At 72.1% G+C, this 16573-nt stretch carries 12 protein-coding genes; 4 read left to right on the forward strand and 8 right to left on the reverse strand.

What is annotated here, in order from left to right:
• Positions 1-12: 12 nt before the first annotated feature.
• From ABT061_RS18975 to ABT061_RS18985, 3 genes are all read left to right on the forward strand, one after another.
• A complete protein-coding gene (locus ABT061_RS18975; protein ID WP_350919052.1) occupies positions 13-936 on the forward strand; it encodes a S66 peptidase family protein in 924 nt (307 codons plus the stop codon).
• A 39-nt stretch (positions 937-975) separates the two neighbouring features.
• A complete protein-coding gene (locus ABT061_RS18980; protein WP_350919055.1) occupies positions 976-1920 on the forward strand; it encodes a hypothetical protein in 945 nt (314 codons plus the stop codon).
• Positions 1921-2140: 220 nt separating this feature from the next.
• Positions 2141-4867 carry an Hsp70 family protein gene (locus ABT061_RS18985; RefSeq protein WP_350919058.1) on the forward strand — a complete coding sequence of 909 codons (2727 nt, stop codon included), beginning with the start codon at positions 2141-2143 and terminating at the stop codon, positions 4865-4867.
• Positions 4868-4986: 119 nt separating this feature from the next.
• Here the strand turns inward: ABT061_RS18985 and ABT061_RS18990 are convergent, their stop codons facing one another.
• The 6 genes from ABT061_RS18990 to yczE all read right to left on the reverse strand — a co-directional run bounded on the left by ABT061_RS18990 (position 4987) and on the right by yczE (position 12715).
• A complete protein-coding gene (locus ABT061_RS18990) occupies positions 4987-6912 on the reverse strand; it encodes a dynamin family protein (RefSeq protein ID WP_350919061.1) in 1926 nt (641 codons plus the stop codon).
• 65 nt (positions 6913-6977) lie between these two features.
• Positions 6978-8804, reverse strand: coding sequence for a dynamin family protein (locus tag ABT061_RS18995; protein WP_350919064.1), 1827 nt, complete (start codon positions 8802-8804; stop codon positions 6978-6980).
• A 142-nt stretch (positions 8805-8946) separates the two neighbouring features.
• Complete coding sequence (locus tag ABT061_RS19000; RefSeq protein ID WP_350919067.1) at positions 8947-9780, reverse strand: nucleotide exchange factor GrpE; 834 nt, start codon at positions 9778-9780, stop codon at positions 8947-8949.
• 103 nt (positions 9781-9883) lie between these two features.
• Entirely contained in the window at positions 9884-10138 is a 255-nt protein-coding gene (locus tag ABT061_RS19005) for a hypothetical protein (RefSeq protein ID WP_350919070.1), read from the reverse strand.
• A gap of 162 nt (positions 10139-10300) precedes the next feature.
• Positions 10301-12061, reverse strand: a complete 1761-nt coding sequence (locus ABT061_RS19010) for a glycoside hydrolase family 15 protein (RefSeq protein WP_350919073.1) — start codon at positions 12059-12061, stop codon at positions 10301-10303.
• Positions 12062-12070: 9 nt separating this feature from the next.
• The gene (gene yczE, locus ABT061_RS19015) at positions 12071-12715 is read right to left on the reverse strand and encodes a membrane protein YczE (RefSeq protein WP_350919075.1); all 645 of its coding nucleotides are present in this window, start codon (positions 12713-12715) and stop codon (positions 12071-12073) included.
• Positions 12716-12763: 48 nt separating this feature from the next.
• Between yczE and yczR the strand changes: the two genes are divergently transcribed.
• A complete protein-coding gene (gene yczR / locus ABT061_RS19020; RefSeq protein WP_350919077.1) occupies positions 12764-14227 on the forward strand; it encodes a MocR-like transcription factor YczR in 1464 nt (487 codons plus the stop codon).
• 17 nt (positions 14228-14244) lie between these two features.
• Here the strand turns inward: yczR and ABT061_RS19025 are convergent, their stop codons facing one another.
• On the reverse strand, positions 14245-14856 hold the full coding sequence (locus ABT061_RS19025) for a trimeric intracellular cation channel family protein (protein WP_350919080.1): 612 nt from the start codon (positions 14854-14856) through the stop codon (positions 14245-14247).
• A gap of 38 nt (positions 14857-14894) precedes the next feature.
• Entirely contained in the window at positions 14895-16394 is a 1500-nt protein-coding gene (locus ABT061_RS19030; protein ID WP_350919083.1) for a peptide MFS transporter, read from the reverse strand.
• Positions 16395-16573: the final 179 nt, after the last annotated feature.

The following is a 16573-nucleotide window of genomic DNA, read 5'->3' on the forward strand; positions in this document are numbered from 1 at the left end:
ACCGTTTGGGGAGTGAACGAACCGGCCGGCATACCGGTCCCGCCCTCGCCATGCCCGGGTGACACCGTGGCGGTGGTCGCCCCGTCGGGACCTCCCGATCTCGCAAGGCTGGCGCGTGGCGTCCGCGTCCTGGAGGGGCTCGGCCTGAAGGTCGTCATCGGGGCCCACGTCCTCGACAGGGACCGCTACCTGGCGGGCTCCGACGCCGATCGCGCCCGCGACCTGCAGGACGCCTGGTGCGACCCCGCGGTGAGCGCGGTGTTCTGCGCCCGCGGCGGCTACGGTGCCACCCGGCTCCTCGGCCTGCTGGACTGGGAGGCGATGCGGGCCGCCGACCCCAAGGCGCTCGTCGGCTCCAGCGACGTCACCGCGCTGCACAGCGCGTTCGCCGTGGAGCTGGGCGTCGCCTCCTGGTTCGGGCCGATGCCGGCCTGTGCCACGATCAGCGACCCGGAAGGGCCCGAGCCGCGCACCTTCGAGAACTTCACGGCCGCCCTCGCCGGGACGCCGCCGCCGATCACCGGTGACCGGGTGATCGTTCCCGGTGCGGTCACGGCACCGGTCACCGGCGGTAACCTCAGCCTGCTGGCCGCACTCTGCGGCACGCCGTACGCGCTGTCGGCCCGGGGGCGGATCGTCCTGCTCGAGGACGTCGACGAGGCGCCGTACCGGATCGACAGGATGCTCACCCAGCTGCTGCAGGCGGGGGCGCTCGATGGAGCGGCCGGGTTCGTCCTGGGCTCCTGGGTCGACTGCGGTGACCCCTACCCGGTGCTGGAGGAGCTGCTCGCGCCGCTCGGGGTACCCGTCATCGCGGGGCTGCCGGTAGGGCATGGAGCGCCACAATTTTCAGTATTGCTTGGGGCACTTGGTGCTATTGATGCAAAATCGTGCTCTCTGACCTACTCAACAGGGGGCGTCGACAAGGCACTCTAGGTGCGAACCTAGGAGGAAACCGGCAGAGGGGGCGCACGCGTGAGACTGTTCCGGCGGCACCGTGACCGGCGAACCGAGGCGCTACCGCGCCCGATCGAAGAGGTCGATCTCGACTCCTTGCTCGCCCTGGTCGCGGACAGTCTCGGTTATGCCTGCGCCTTCGACCCCGGTGGCGCCGTCCTGACGCTCACCGGCCCGCGCCGGGTCGTGGTGCGACTGGCGGGGCTGCGCGCCGAGGCGCTGAGGCGCTCCCGTGAGGACTGGCCGGTGCTCGTCTCCGAGCACCTGGCCCACGTCCTGGCCACGGCGGACGAGCCGCTCGACGCCTGCGACCTGGAGCAGGTGCGCCCGATGCTGCGGACCCGCATCCAGCTCGACGACGACCTCGACTCGGCCCGCGTGGTCGGCCGTCACCTCACCGCCGACCTGGTCGAGGTGCTCACCATCGGCTACGGCCCCGCCGGTCGCCCGGTCCGCCCCGAGGAGGTCGGCTGCTGGCCGATCACCGCCGCCCAGGCGCTCGATGTGGCCCTGGAGAACGCTCGCCAGGACGAGCGGCTCTCGGTCACGGAGGGCGACCTCGGCGGCGTGGCGGTCCGCAGGCTGACCGGACCCACCGCCGGCGCCGCCGCCCACCTGCGCAGGCTGGGCGACTACCTGCCCGTCCCCTCCGACGGGGTCCTCGTTGCGCTGCCCGACCCGGCGACGCTGATCGTCCATCCGGTCGAGGGCATCGGCGTGGTCCGCGCGATCGAGCGGCTCCGGCTGTTCGCCCAGCGGGAGTTCGATCTGCGTGACGAGGCGCTCAGCCCGCAGGTCTACTGGTGGCACGGTGGCCGCCTCTCCCTGATCAGGGCCGACCTGGTCAGCCAGGACGGACAGACCCGGCTGGTGGTCGCGCCCCCGCCGGACTTCGCGCGCGTCCTGGCGGCGATGGCCGCCCGCCCGGAGAGCCATCCCGACGGCGGGTTCGGCGCCGGCTGATCCGCCGGCCACCCGAAGCCGAGGTGGCGTGAGCACACCTCGGCACCGGGAGCCCCTCACCTTCCTCCGGTACGGGGACGATGTCGATCGCCGACCGTTCGCCATGGCGACCGCGGACGCGAGAGGATGTGTCCCGCCCCTCCACGCCCACCTCGGTGGCCGCCGCTCCCCTTCCCGGATCGGCCGGCGCCCCCGCCCGCGCCCTGGCCGTGGTCGCGAGATGGGGCATGATGAGGTCTGGATCTACGAGGAGTGGGACATGGCGCAGTGGTGCCTCGGTGTCGATCTGGGGACGAGTTTCTCCGCCGGGGTGATAGCGGCCGAAGGGCGCTTCGACGTCCTGGAGGTCGAGGGAGAGCGGCGCATCCCCTCCGCCGTCATGCTGGACGAGCGGGGGACGCTCGTGGCGGGCAGGATCGCCCAGCGGGGCATCGCGATCAGCCCCGAGCGGGTCGAGCGCAACCCCAAGCGCTACGTCGGCCGGGGCCGGATGCTGCTCGGCGGTGTCCCGGTGGACGTGGCCGACACCATGGCGGCGCTGCTGGAGCTGTTCGTCAGCGAGGGACGGCGGCGCTTCGACGGCGCCGATCCCGACTGCATCGCGCTGACCCACCCGGTGGCCTGGGACGCCGACCGTAAGGCGGTGCTGCTGGCGGCGGCCAGGAAGGTCGTCAGCGGCGTGCGGATCGTGCTCATCGACGAGCCCGTCGCCTCGGCCCGCTACTTCGCCTCCGCCGGGCGGGCGGACGGCGGGTCGCGGCTGGCCGTCTACGACCTCGGCGGCGGTACGTTCGACGCCGCGGTGCTCACCGTGGACGGCGGTGACTTCGCGGTCGTCGGTGAGCCGGGCGGCAGCGACGAGATCGGCGGCGAGGGGTTCGACGAACAGGTCTTCGCGTTCCTCGGAGCCCAGATCGAGCGGCTCGACGCCGACTGGTGGCAGCAGGTGACCACCAACCCCGAGCGCCGCTACGTCAGCTACGCCGCGGACCTGCTCAAGATGGCCAGGGAGGCCAAGGAGACGCTGTCGAAGTTCGACACCTCCTCGCACTACGTGGTCGGCATCAACGAGGACGTGCACATCACCAGGGCCGACCTGGAGGATCTCATCGGCGAGGAGATCGTCAGGACGGTCGACATCCTGGACGAGACGATCCGCGGCGCGGGGGTCGAGCCCGGCGAACTGGCCGCGGTGTTCATGACCGGCGGCCCCAGCCGGATGCCGCTGGTCCAGAAGGCCGTACGCGAGCGCTTCGGCGACCGGGTGCGGACCTACGACGACCCGAAGATCGTGGTCGCCTACGGCGCCGCGCAGCTGGCCTGGAAGCTCAAGGTCGAGCACCACGAGCCCGGTGCGGGCCGCACCCCCACCGGCGGCCACCGGGTGCCCGCCGGTGCGGCGGGTGTTTCCGGCACGGGACAGGCCCCCAGTGCCCCCAGTGCTCCCGGCGCTCCCGGCGTCGCCGGCACGGGGCAGCGGGCCTTCACCGGCCCGGTGGCGGCCGGACCGGCGGTGGGCCACCACACGCCCAGTGTGCCCGGTGCGCCGGTGGCCGTTCCGACCGGTGGACACCGGGCCTTCACCGGTCCCGAGGGCGGTGCCACCGGCGGCCACCGGGTGCTCACCGGTCCCGGCGACGACGCCACCGGAGGGCACCGGGGGCTCGGTGGCCGGCCCGCAGGCCGAGGGGGCGCGGCGGGCGGGGACGGCCCCAGCGTCCAGGGGATCGAGAAGGTGATGGACGGCGTGCTGGAGGCGCGCATCGAGGCGGGCCAGGTCTTCGTCCACCAGGCCTTCGAGCACGGCCACCTGCTGCGCAGACTCGACGGGATCGAGGGCCGCTACGACCGGGAGCTCGGCTTCGGCAGGCTCGTGGAGTGGGCCGCCTCCAGCGAGGGCGTCGTGGCGGTGGAGCAGGTCGGGCCCGCGCAGGTGCTGGTCCGCGCCCTCACCCGCGACCTCGCCATCCGCGCCACCCACCCGCTGCAGATGTGGGGCAACCCCACCGTGATCGCCCACGGCCGTACGGCGTGGGTCTTCTTCCACTCCCGCCAGGTCGTCGGTGTCGACACCTCGATGGGCCTGCCCTGGGGGGAGACCGGCCAACTGGCCATGATCGAGCTCGACCTGGGCGGCGGTTTCGCCTTCCAGGCGCCCCAGCCGCGCGAGCTGGGTCCCTACGCCCAGTGGTTCCTGAACGAGGACAACAGGCTGCGCCGGCTGCTCGACCAGGAGGCGCCCAGCGGCACCGAGCCGTCCTCCTCGGTGGGCGCGCCGGGCTGCACCGTGGTGCTCGGGCAGTTCAGCAGCAACAAGCCGATGTTCCAGAACCGGCACCAGGACTTTCGGCCATGGCAGGTGCTGTGCCTGGTCGACCCCGGCGGCGTGGTGCGCCCGACGGTGCGCGAGCCGGGGCGCGGCTGGCTGCACCAGGTGGTCCTGCACCGGGGCCGGTGGTTCACCTCCGGCTCGGCGGGGCTGGAGGCCGACACCGCGGACGGCAGGACCAGGCTGGTCATGCCGCGTCCCCGGGGCGGCGCGCTGCGCTGGTTCTCCGCGGGCAACGAGATCTACGCGGTCGGCACCGATCAGGTGAGCCCCGTCAGGGGCTGGTCGGTCGGGATCTTCGACCAGCGTTCCCAGACGCTGGAGTTCCTGATGGGCAAGCAGTCGGCGACCCTGGCCGGCCACCTCACCTCCCGCCACCGCTGGGAGCGGCCGAGGCTGGTCGCCGACGGTGACTCGATGTGGATGACCATGCAGGACGCGGGCCGCAGCAGGCTGCTGCACATCACCCCGGGCGGAGCGCGGGAGGTGCATCGCACGCCGGGGATGTTCGAGCCGGTCGTCCGGGTCGCCACGGGCCTGCTCTGCCTGCACCGCCCCGACGACGCCACCGGCGCCACCCGCGACCGGCCCGCGACCCTGGTGCACCTGCCGCTCTGACCCGTGCTCGTCCCCGTTCTCGTCCCCGGCCGAGGCCGGGGACGAGAACGGCCGTCGTTCCGGCCATGAGAGCGCCGGACTCGGGTGACCGGCGCTGCCGCAGGGGGGCGGCCGCCCGGTCAGGTTCCCGCGGGGACCGGCTGCTCGGTGCCCAGGGCGGCCACCGCGCCGGCCAGTTCCTTGCGGAGTTCGTGGCCGCGCGTGGTGAGGGTGCCGATCGCGGCGATCCGGTCCTGGCCCGACTTGCGGGCCTTGAGGCGATCGGCGGCCGAGCGGGCGGAGGCGGACTTCAGCTCGGCGCGTCTGGTCTCCAGCTCCCGGCGCCGCCGGGCCAGGGTGTCGTCGGCGGCCTGCTCGACGCTCACCCGCCAGGTGGCCACCATCCGCTCCAGGTCGAGTGTCATCTCCCTGGTGACCACGGCGAACTGGTCGCGCAGCGCCCCTCTGATCGCCGCCTGGCTGCGCTGCACCTTCTCCATCGAGCGCCGCCCCATGAAGATGGCCGCGCCGATGGCCGGGGCGACCAGGATGAAGCCCACCGGGCCGAGCAGGGCCGTGGCGAAGCCGCCCAGGGACAGCCCGATCGAGGCCGAGGGCAGCACGTCCCGGATGAGGTCCACGCTTTCCGGGGCCTCGGCGGCCATGTCGCCCTTGACCTGGACCTGCGACAGGTTGGGCATCGCCTGCCTGTCGGCGGTCAGCTCGACCGGGTCGAGGCCGAGATCGCGGGCGAAGGCGTCCAGCGTGGTCCTGGCCAGCTTCTCCACGTCGTAGACGATCTGCGACCAGGCGGCCTCCAGGGAACGCTGGACGCTCACCGGCAGCTCCGCCATGTACTGGTCGATCTGGGCCTGCTTCTTCAGCGTGGCGATCGTGTTCTCGTACGGCTGGCGGATCTCGGCCACCCGCGCGCCCACGATGCCCCCCACCTCGCGTCCGATGAAGGTGTTGGCCACCATGCCCGCCCTGCGCCGCGCGGACAGCTCGGCCAGGCCCGCCAGGTCGGCGTCCACCTCGGCGAGCCGGGCGGTGACGTCGCCGTCGTCGTCGGAGCCCGCGGCGACGTCGTCCTTGGCGCTGGTCGCCAGCGAGCCCAGCACCGACAGGGCGGCGGCGACCACCGTGGCGCCCCGCGCCGACTCCCTGCCCTCGGCGAAGGCGCGCAGGTGCCGCTCCAGCGCGTCCATGCCGCTGCGCGCCCGCAGCGTGTTCGCCCGTTCCTCGCGCCCCTCGCGCCTTTTGGCCTCGGCGGCCTCGGCGAGCTTGGCGCTCACCGGGATCCACGGTGCCTCCAGGAGCGGGGCCAGCGTCGCGGCCCTGGCGGGGTCGGCGGCGATCGCCTCGGTGACGAACGTCCTCAGGCGGGTCCTGTTCTCCTCCTGAAGGTTTCGCCAGTTGGTCGAATCCTCCACCTTGGTCAGCACGAACACGATCGCCTGGACCCGTTCGGCGGCCTCCGCGAGGAACTCCAGCTCGTGCCTGAGCACCGGCTGGTCCTGCGCGCTGAGCGCGAACAGCAGCGCGTCGGCCCGCTGGAGCATGGCCACGGTCACCTGCCGGTGCCCCACCGTCAGGCTGTCCACGCCGGGGGTGTCGAGCAGCCGCAACCCGTCGAGCAGGGGGTTGTCGAGGGTGATGTCCACGCTCACCACGTCGCGGCGCTTGCCCGCGTCACCGCGCATCGAGGCGTAGTCGGGGATCGACTCGATGGTGATCGGTGTCTGCAGCGGCCCCGAGTCGGTGCTGCGGTGGACGACGGCGGCCAGCCGGGGGCCGCGCCGCAGCGACAGAAAGCAGTTGGTGGCGACGTCGGCGTCGACCGGGAGCAGGTCGGGGTGGCCCACCAGCGTGTTGAGCAGCCGGCTCTTGCCGCGTTTCTGTGCCCCGGCGACCACGATGTCGGTGCACTCGTCCTTCCAGCGGCCCGCGCACGCGGCCAGCACCTCCGCGAGGTCCTGCCTGCCGCACTGCCCGGCCAGCGCGTGGACCTCGTTGGCGTAGCGCAGCAGCCTGGCCACGGGGCCGGTCGGGTCGGGGGTCGTCATGATCCTTTTCTCCTGTCGGGGATGGATGGGGATGGGCCGGTGCCGCCTTTCGGCGGTGTCCCGCCTCAGGAACCGTCCGCGTGGTGCGACCAGATGGTCTCGTACGCCTCGCAGAGGGTCTCGGCCGCCCGTCGCTGCCGCAGGGGGAGTGGCCGGTGGGTGAGGGTGCGGAACCGGGCGCTCAGGGCGGCGGCGTAACCGGCGATCTCGGCGCGCGGGGTCCCGGGTGGCGCCCCGAGCTGGGTGGCCAGCTCGGCCCCGGAGAGCAGCAGTTCCAGCGCCCGCCGGTCGTCGGCCGGGACCATGGGGGAGGCCCGCAGCGTCTCGATCGCGGCGGGGTCCACGCGGACCGGCGGGAGCTTCTCGCCGCCCCCGCCGCCGGAGGGTGCCTGCTCCTCCAACGCCGCCGAGACGAGGTCCTCCAGGACGGTCAGCACGTCCCTGGCCCGGTGTCCGCCGGCACGTCCCTCGCTCATCATGGCGAGCGTGCGCCAGCGCATCGACGCCGCGGTGGCGGCGGCGGCGATCTGCTCGGAGGAGGCCCCCGCGGGCAGGCCGAGCTGCTCGGCGGGCTCGTCGTGACGGGCCAGGCGCAGCAGCTCGGCGGTCATCTCCTCGTTCAGGACCAGCGTTCCGCGGCCGAGCGCCTCGGCGGCGGTGAAGATCCGCAGGCCGCCCAGGGAGGTCGCGATCGGCCGGTTCTCGTCGAGCTGGGCCGCCAGCGCGTCCAGGGTGGCGCGGTCGGCCCCCATCGCCGGCGTCCTGGCGAGTGCGCGGAGCCGGGTCAGCGCGTCGAGTGCCTTCAGCTGGTCGGCGCGGCGGGCGAAGTGGGCGATGCCCGCGGCCACGGAGCCGGTCGCGGCCCGCCCCGCGGAGGAGTAGCCGGAGCGTTCCAGCAGGTGGGAGGTGAGCGCCTCGGGGGAGACGGTGCCGGCCGCGCGCACCGCCTCGACCGCGCTGGTGATGCCGTAGCGGTGCAGCCGCTCCACCAGCCGGTGGCGCACCTCGGCCGGCACGGGTATCTCGGGCGCGGAGCGGAAGTCGTCCAGGTCCAGGAGGTAGTCCTCCAGGTCGTCCTCGTCGAGCCCGGCCAGCGTCTCCAGGGCCGCCACCTCCTCGCCGCCCAGCGGGAGGGCCCGCGCGGTCTCGGCCAGCAGGCCGATCACCGGGACCACGTCGAAGACGGAGGTGCGCAGGTCCTCGTACCCCTTGGCGGCCAGCCGCCTGGCGGTCGGCCACGGGTCGCCCTCGTCGCCGCGCCGGTCGACCTGGCCGAGCACGGCGAGGGTGTTGACGCAGCTCATTCCGCAGGCGTCGGTCAGCCCGCGAAACTCCGCGAGGGTGGTGTCGTCGAATTTCTGGACGTAGCGCAGCACGTAGATCATCGCTTGTGCGCGGTCGTCCTCCTCACCGGAGCCGAACAGCATGCTCCTGGCCGCCCGCTCGTTGGCGGCCGTCACCGTGTTCATGCCGGGGGTGTCGATGATGGTGACGGTGCGCAGCGACGGCAGGTTCAGGGAGACCCGCAGGCGCCGGATCCGGGCCACGTCGACGCCGAGCTCCGAGGGGAGCCGGTGGCCGGGCGACAGCCGGGAGTGGGCCACGCCGCCGTCAAGGAGCTCGATCGTGATGCGGCCGTCGTCCTCGCCGTACTCGTACTGGGTGACGACAAAGGTGCACTCACCGGCGTCCACCGGAGCGACGGGCAGTCCGAGCAGCGCGTTCACCAGCGTCGACTTGCCGCTGCTGACCGCGCCCGCCACGGCGACCCGCAGCGGCGCGTCGAGGCCGGCGCGCACCTGCGCCACCCGCTCGCGCAGCTCCGCGCCGGAAAGCCTGGCCGAGGTGGTGTCGCACAGGTGGCGCAGCAGATCCGCGGGTCCGGTGCTCACGCGTCACCGCCCTGGCCGTCCGGTGCGTTCTCGTGACCTGCCGCGCGGGCCGGGAGAGGCCGCGGGCCCGCCTGAAGGGCCGGGGTGAACCGGGTGCCCGTCGCGAGGTGCGGCACGCTGCTCTCGCGGGGCGCCGAGCCGCTCACCGCTCCGCCCCGGAGCCCGGTGAGGCATGGCGGTAGACGACGACCTGCGGTACGCGGATCACGTGCCCGCCGTCGGCGTACCCTCGCCTGACGGTCTCGGCGACGATGTCGTGCAGTTCGGGGCTGTCGGCCGGCGCGGTGCCGAACGCCTCGTGCAGGCGTGGGTCGAAGCGCTGCCCGTCCGCGACGATCTCCTGGACGCCGGCCCGGTTCAGCGCCTCCAGCAGCGTCCCGGCCAGCCGGGGGTGGCGTTCCGCGAGCTGGTCCCGGTAGCCCACGCAGGCCCCGACCAGGGCCGCACGGCCGGGGTGGCCCTCGGAGAAGAGCCTCTCCACCTGCTGGGTGAGCGCCGGGCTGATCCCGCTCCCGGAGACCTGGGCCAGTGCCTCGGACAGCGGGTCCTCCGACGGGCCGGTGGGGGGGCCGGCGGGTGGGTCGGCGGCGGGTCGGTCCGGCACCGAGCCCGCCTGGCCCGCGGGGAACGGAGGCGTCCCCTGCGGCTGCGTCCCCTGCCACGGTGTCTCGTACGAGGCCGCCTGCCAGGTGCCCGGCACGGGTGCCTGGGCGGGGCGGCGGTTGCGATGCCACAGATACAGGCCCGCGGCCGCCGCGGCCAGGGTGCCCGCCGCCACCGCGAGCACCAGGGGCAGCGGGAGGAACCCGATCGGCGTTCCCAGCGTGACGGATTCCGCCTCTCCGGGGCGCAGGGAGCCGACACCGTCGCCTCGCAGGGATGCCGCGGGCGTGCCGACGGTCTCCCCTCGGAGTCCTGCCACCGCGCCGCAGCCGGTCAGTGCCGGCCAGGCCAGCAACAGCAGGGGAAGGAACACACGTCGGTTCCTCATCGATCGCCTTTCTCGTCGGCGGCCCTTGTGACCCGGATCCGGGGCCCCCTCCCGGTGAGGTCACGCGGGCTCACGCCGGTTCTTTCCGTCAGGCGGTCGGGAAGGGACCCGAGTACTCGGTGTAGTCGGCGACCCCGTCGCCGTTCAGGTCGACCCGGGTCTCGTCGACGTAGCCGTCGCCGTCGTGGTCGAGGTAGACGACGTCGGTGACGCCGTCGCCGTCGGTGTCGTAGCGCTCCTCGTCGGCGATGCCGTCACCGTCGGTGTCGATCAGCTGGGCGTCGGTTCCCCCGTCGCCGTCGTAGTCGACCAGGTCCGTGGTGGTCACGTCGAAATCGCTCATTGGTTCGTTCCTTTCCGGTGGTGTTACAGCGGATGAGAGTCACGCTCGCACCGGATTGTTGCAGCCGAATCCCAGATTTCTTGATGATTTTTAAGAAATCTGTCGGCTTGGCCGCCCTATAGGGATTAAAGGGCATAAAACGGTCAGCCGGCTGCCGTCGCCTCAGCTGAGCGCGCGGGCGGTGTGGATCAGCGGCACGTGGCTGAAGGCCTGTGGGAAGTTGCCGACCATCCGGCCGTAGCGGGGGTCGTACTCCTCGGCGAGCAGGCCGACGTCGTTGCGGAGCGACAGCAGGTGCTCGAACAGCTCGACTGCCTCGTCCTTGCGGCCGATCATCGCCAGGACCTCGGCCAGCCAGAAGCTGCACGCCAGGAACGCCCCCTCGCCGCCGGGCAGGCCGTCCACCTCGTTGTCGGCCGAGACCGGGTAGCGCAGCACGAAGCCGTCGACCATCAGCTCGCGCTGGATCGCCTCCACCGTCCCGATCACACGCGGGTCCTCCGGCGGCAGGAAGCCGACGATCGGGATCAGCAGCAGGGCCGCGTCCAGCTCGTTCGAGCCGTAGGACTGGGTGAAGGTGCCGCGTACCGAATCGAAGCCCTTGTCGCAGACCTCGGCGTGGACGCGGTCGCGCAGCTCCTTCCAGCGCGCCAGCGGGCCGGGCTTGCCGAAGGTCTCCATGTGCTTGACGGCCCGGTCGAGTGCGACCCAGCACATGACCTTGGAGTGCACGAAGTGCCGGCGTGGGCCGCGGACCTCCCACAGCCCCTCGTCCGGCTCGTCCCAGTGCTCCTCGACATAGGAGATCAGCTCGAACTGGATGGTCCAGGCCCGATGGTCGGACTCCAGGCCCGAGACGCGAGACAGGTACAGGGAGTTCAGGACCTCGCCGTAGACGTCCAGCTGGAGCTGGTCGACCGCGCCGTTGCCGATCCTGACCGGCCGGGAGTCCTCGTAGCCGGGCAGCCAGTCGAGCTCAAGCTCGGTGAGCCGGCGCTCCCCGGCGACGCCGTACATGATCTGCAGGTCCTGGCCGCGGCCCGCGATGGCCCGCAGCAGCCAGGACCGCCACGCGCGGGCCTCCTCCAGGTAGCCGGAGCCGATGAGGGCGTCCAGGGTCATGGTGGCGTCGCGCAGCCAGCAGTAGCGGTAGTCCCAGTTGCGCACGCCGCCGAGGTCCTCGGGCAGTGAGGTGGTGGGGGCGGCGACGATGCCGCCGGTGGGGGCGTAGGTGAGCGCCTTGAGCGTGATGAGCGAGCGGACCACGGCCTCGCGCCACGGGCCCTGGTAGCCGCACCGCTCGACCCACTCGGCCCACAGCTCCTCGGTCGCGGTCAGCTGCTCGTACGGGTCGATCTCCTCGGGCCTGGGCTCGTGCGAGGGGTGCCAGGTGAAGATGAACGCCATGCTGTCGCCCTCGGAGACCTCGAACCTCGCCTTGTGGGCGTAGTCACCGCCCTGGAGCGGGACGGGGGAGTGCAGCCACGCGGAGTCGGGTCCGCCGACGGCCTGCAGCAGGCCGTCGCTGCGGCGCACCCAGGGCACGATCCGGCCGTAGTCGAAGCGGATGCGGATCTCGGTGGCCATCTCCACCGTCCCTGACACGCCCTCCACGATCCTCACCAGGTCGGGGTTGGTGTGCCGGGTGGGCATGTAGTCGGTCACCCGGACCGTGCCGCCGGGGGTGTCCCACTCGCTCTCCAGGATGAGGGTCTCGCCCCGGTAGCGGCGCCGGGTGGCGTGGGGCCGCCCGGCGTCCGCGGGGCCGATCCACCACTGGCCGTTCCCGGCGTTGCCGAGCAGTGCCGCGAAGCACGAGGGCGAGTCGAAGCGCGGCAGGCAGAGCCAGTCGATGGAGCCGTCCCTGCCGATCAGGGCCGCTGACTGCATGTCGCCGATGAGAGCGTAGTCCTCGATCCACATGCCTCGAAGCTAACGCTTCGGCGCGCTCCCCGGGGGGCTGGAGCGCAACCGCGCTCCCGGACGGGTCCGCGGCATGAAGAACTGGGTCAGCGGCCCGATGGCGAGGGCGAACACCAGCGTTCCCACTCCCACGGTCCCGCCGAGCAGCCAGCCCGCGGCCAGTACGGTGACCTCGATGACGGTGCGGGCCGAGCGGATGGACAGGCCCAGGCGGTTCAGGCCGGTCATCAGGCCGTCGCGCGGTCCGGGGCCGAGACCGGCGCCGATGTAGAGGCCGGTGGCCGCGGCGGTGGCGACGACGCCGAGCAGCAGGTACGCCCAGCGCGCGGCGAGCGCGTCCGGGGTCGGGGCCAGCCACATGACCGCGTCGGCGAACAGTCCGAGCAGGACGACGTTGCTGAGGGTGCCCAGCCCCGGCTTCTGCCGCAGCGGGATCCACAGCAGCATGACCAGGGCGCCCACGATGATGATCCAGGTGCCGACCGACAGGCCCAGGTGGATGGAGAGCCCCTGGTGGAACACGTCCCAGGGGCTGTTGCCCAGCTGGGACTCGATCTGCAGGCCGATGCCGACGCCGTAGAGGGCCAGGCCCGCGTACAGGCGGGTGAGCCGGTTGGGAAGGGAGCCGAGGGTGGGCAGGGAGGGTTCGCTCATGATGGCCCCAATCGTTCAGGCCGCCGCCTCCGGATAAAAGGGCCAATCATGAAAAGTGGCCTTATGGTGGTTGGTGTGGACCGGTATCTCAGTGGACCCCAGCTCGCCCGTCTCCTGGCGATCGCCCCCGGCGCCAGGCCGTACTACCGGGTGCTGGCCCAGAGCGTGCGGTCGCTGGTCCTTGACGGGCGGCTGCCGGTGCGGGTACGGATGCCCGCCGAGCGCCACCTCGCCGAGGCGCTGGGCGTCAGCCGCACCACCGTGACCGCGGCCTATGACCTCCTTCGCGAGCAGGGGTACCTGGAGAGCAGGCAGGGGGCGGGGAGCTGGACGGCGCTGCCCGACGCGGGCTCGCTGGGCGCGGACAACCCGTGGATCGCCGCCGAGGACGACGGGCTGCTGCCGATGCACACCGCGGCCCCGAGCGCGATCTCGACACTGCCCGAGGCGATCGCCGCCGTCACCGGCCAGTATCCCCGCTACACGCTCGGGACGGGCTACGACCCGCTCGGGATCGCCCCGCTGCGCCAGGCGATCGCCGCCCGCTACAGCGCGCGGGGGGTGGCCACCCGGCCGGAGCAGATCCTGGTGACCACCGGAGCCCAGCAGGCCATCCACCTGGTGACCACGATGCTGCTCTCGCGCGGGGACCCGGTGCTGCTGGAGTCGCCCACCTACCCGCACGCCATCGACCTGGCCAGGATGCGCGGTGCCAGGATCGTCGGAGTCGGCATCCCCGACGGGGGCTGGCGCCACCTGGACCTGCTGACCTGCGCGATGCGCCAGTCGGCCGCCCGCCTCGCGTACGTGATCCCCGACTTCCAGAACCCGACGGGGCACCTGATGGACGACGCGGCGCGAGCGGCCCTGGCCGGTGCGGCGCGGCGCTACGGCACGGTTCTGGTGGTCGACGAGAGCTGGTGTGAGCTGGCGCTCGACGAGGAGGCCCGGGCCACGCCGCTGGCCGCCTTCGACACCGACGGGAGGGTGATCACCATCGGCTCGGCGTCCAAGCTGTGGTGGGGCGGGCTGCGCATCGGCTGGGTCCGCACCACCGCCGCCACGGTCCGCCGTCTTGCCGTGCTCCGCGCCTCCATCGACATCGCCAGCCCGCTTTTCGAACAGCTGGTGGTGGCCAGGTTGTTCGAGGACATCGAGGGGGCCAGGGCCGAGCGCGCCCGTCTCCTCGGCGCCTCCAGGGACGCCCTGGCGGCCGAGCTGGCGGCGCGGATGCCCGACTGGAGCTTCGTTCCGCCCAGGGGCGGCGGCTCGCTCTGGGTGCGGCTGCCGGAACCTTCGGCCACCTCGCTGGCCGACGCGGCGGCCTGCCAGGGGGTCCGGCTGGCCCCCGGGCAGTGGTTCGGCGTGGACGGCACGCTGGAGGGGCGGCTGCGGCTGCCCTTCACCCAGCCGCCCCGGGTCCTCGTCGAGGCGGTGCGGCGCATCGCGGAGGCCAGGCTCAGGGGGGCGTACGGCACCCGGCCCGCCGAGCCGCTCACTCCCGCCCTCTGAGCCCGCCCCGGGAGGGCTTACCCGGAGGTGACGCCCCTGGCCAGCGGGGCCCGCAGTTTCAGCCGCATGGCCACGATGCGCAGCCCGAAGGCCAGCAGGGCGGCGGACAGCGTGGCCGGCCAGCCGTGCAGGTTCAGGGTGTAGAGCAGTGCCATGACCGCCGAGCCGAGCATGGCGGGCACCGCGTACAACTGGCGGTCGTACAGCAGGGTGGGGACCTGCCCGGCGAGGACGTCACGCAGGATGCCGCCGCCGACCGCGGTGATGATCCCGAGCAGGGCCGCGTGCAGGGGGGTGAGGCCGAAGTACATCGCCTTCTCGGTGCCGACCGCGCAGAACAGCCCGAGGCCCGCGGCGTCCAGCACGTTCACCGCGGGCATCACCCGCTCCACCTGCGGGTGCCAGAAGAACACGATCACCGTGGCCAGCACCGGCACGACCACGTAGCCGATGCTGGAGAAGGCGGCGGGCCGCACGTTCAGGATCAGGTCGCGGGCGATTCCGCCGCCCAGCGCGGTCATCTCGGCCAGCACGGCCATGCCCACCACGTCGAGCCGCCTGCGCACGCCCACCAGGGCGCCGGAGAGAGCGAAGACGAAGATCCCGACGAGATCGAGCACATTGTTCACCGACAAATCATCCCATGACCGGATATATGGGATTTACGTCAGGGGGGCGGGGCGGTGCTCGGCAGCCGGTGCTCGCGCATCATCGCATGGAGCCTGCCGGCGAACGCGAGCAGCACCAGCGACGCCACGACGGCGATCAGTGCGAGGGTCAGGAAGTACGCGGGTTCCGACATGTAGTTCTTCAGCCGCCCCGTCTGCCCGCCCACGGCATCGCCCACCGAGATGGAGATGAACCACAGTCCCAGCATCTGGCTCTTGAACGCCTCGGGGGCGAGCTTGGTGGTGACCGAGAGGCCGACCGGGCTCAGCGACAACTCACCGAATACCTGGACAAGATAGACCAGCACCAGCCACCAGACCGAGATCCTCCCGCTCTCGGCCAGCTTGGCGGCCAGGGCCATGATCATGAAGCTCAGGCCGTTGATGAACAGTCCCGCCGAGAACTTGTGCGGAGCGGTCACCCGGTTGCCCAGCCTGACCCAGAGCGCCGCGAAGACCGGCACGAAGATCATGATGAACAGCGGGTTGAACGACTGCGTGGTGGCAGGGGTGATCCGGATGCCGAACAGTGACAGGTCCGTCTTGTTCTGGGCGAAGAACAGCAGCACGGTCGGCGCCAGGTCGTAGATCATCCAGAAGATGGCGGCGGCGATGAACAGCCAGATGTAGGCCTTCATCCGGGAGTGCTCGTCATCGGTCAGGTTGTGGCTGCCCAGCAGGATGTAGCCGAAGTAGAACACCGGCACGGCCACGATGAACAACGTCATCACGAGTGCGAAGGTGTCGAGGTCGAAGGTGCCCGACGCCGTCCAGACGGCCAGGCCGCCGCAGGCCGCGAGTGCGGCGACGGCCGCCGCGAGGCCGAAGTGCCTGCGCTCGCGCGGGGTCAGCCGGTGTCCCGGCCGCTCGCCCACGTCCTTCAGGTGCCGCCTGCCCAGCACGTACTGGGCAAGGCCCAGGGCCATGCCGACCGCCGCCGCGCCGAAGCCCAGGTGCCAGCGGTTGCCCGAGGCGAGCCAGCCGACGACGAGGGGGGCGATGAAGGCGCCTATGTTGATGCTCATGTAGAAGATCGAGAACCCCGCGTCCCTGCGCGCGTCGTCGTCCTGGGGGTAGAGCTTGCCGACCATCGTGGAGATGTTCGGCTTCATCAGCCCGGTCCCGGCGATGATGAGGAGCAGTCCGAGCGCGACGAAGGCGCCGGTCTCGACGGGGATGGCCATGCTGATGTGGCCGCACATGATGATGGAGGCGCCCCACAGCACCGCCTTGCGGGCACCGAGCACCCGGTCGGAGATCCAGCCGCCGGGCAGGGCGACGAGATAGATGAGCGCGCCGTAGATGCCGACGACCGCCTGGGCGGTCTGCTGGCTCAGGCCCAGGCCGCCGATGGCGGGGGAGGCCGCCATGAAGGTGGCGAGGATGGCCCGCAGGCCGTACCAGCTGAAGCGCTCCCATATCTCGGTGCCGAACAGTGTCGCCAGGCCGCGCGGGTGCCCGAAGAAGGTCTTCTCGCGGGCACGTCTCCCCGATGGCATGCGCCCCCCAGAATGTCACGGCGTGATCAAGTAGCAACTCTACGTGCGCATCCTGTCGGGATGCCGAAGGCGGCCGTGCATTGTGATGTTTCTTCTCCCTTTCAGGGGCTTGTCCGGGAGGAACGGCGTGTGGTGCGATGCATGCCACTCGTGCAAGTAAGCACTTTCAGGAGGCTCTG

This window comes from Streptosporangium sp. NPDC002544, from assembly GCF_040295965.1.
Lineage (GTDB): Bacteria > Actinomycetota > Actinomycetes > Streptosporangiales > Streptosporangiaceae > Streptosporangium.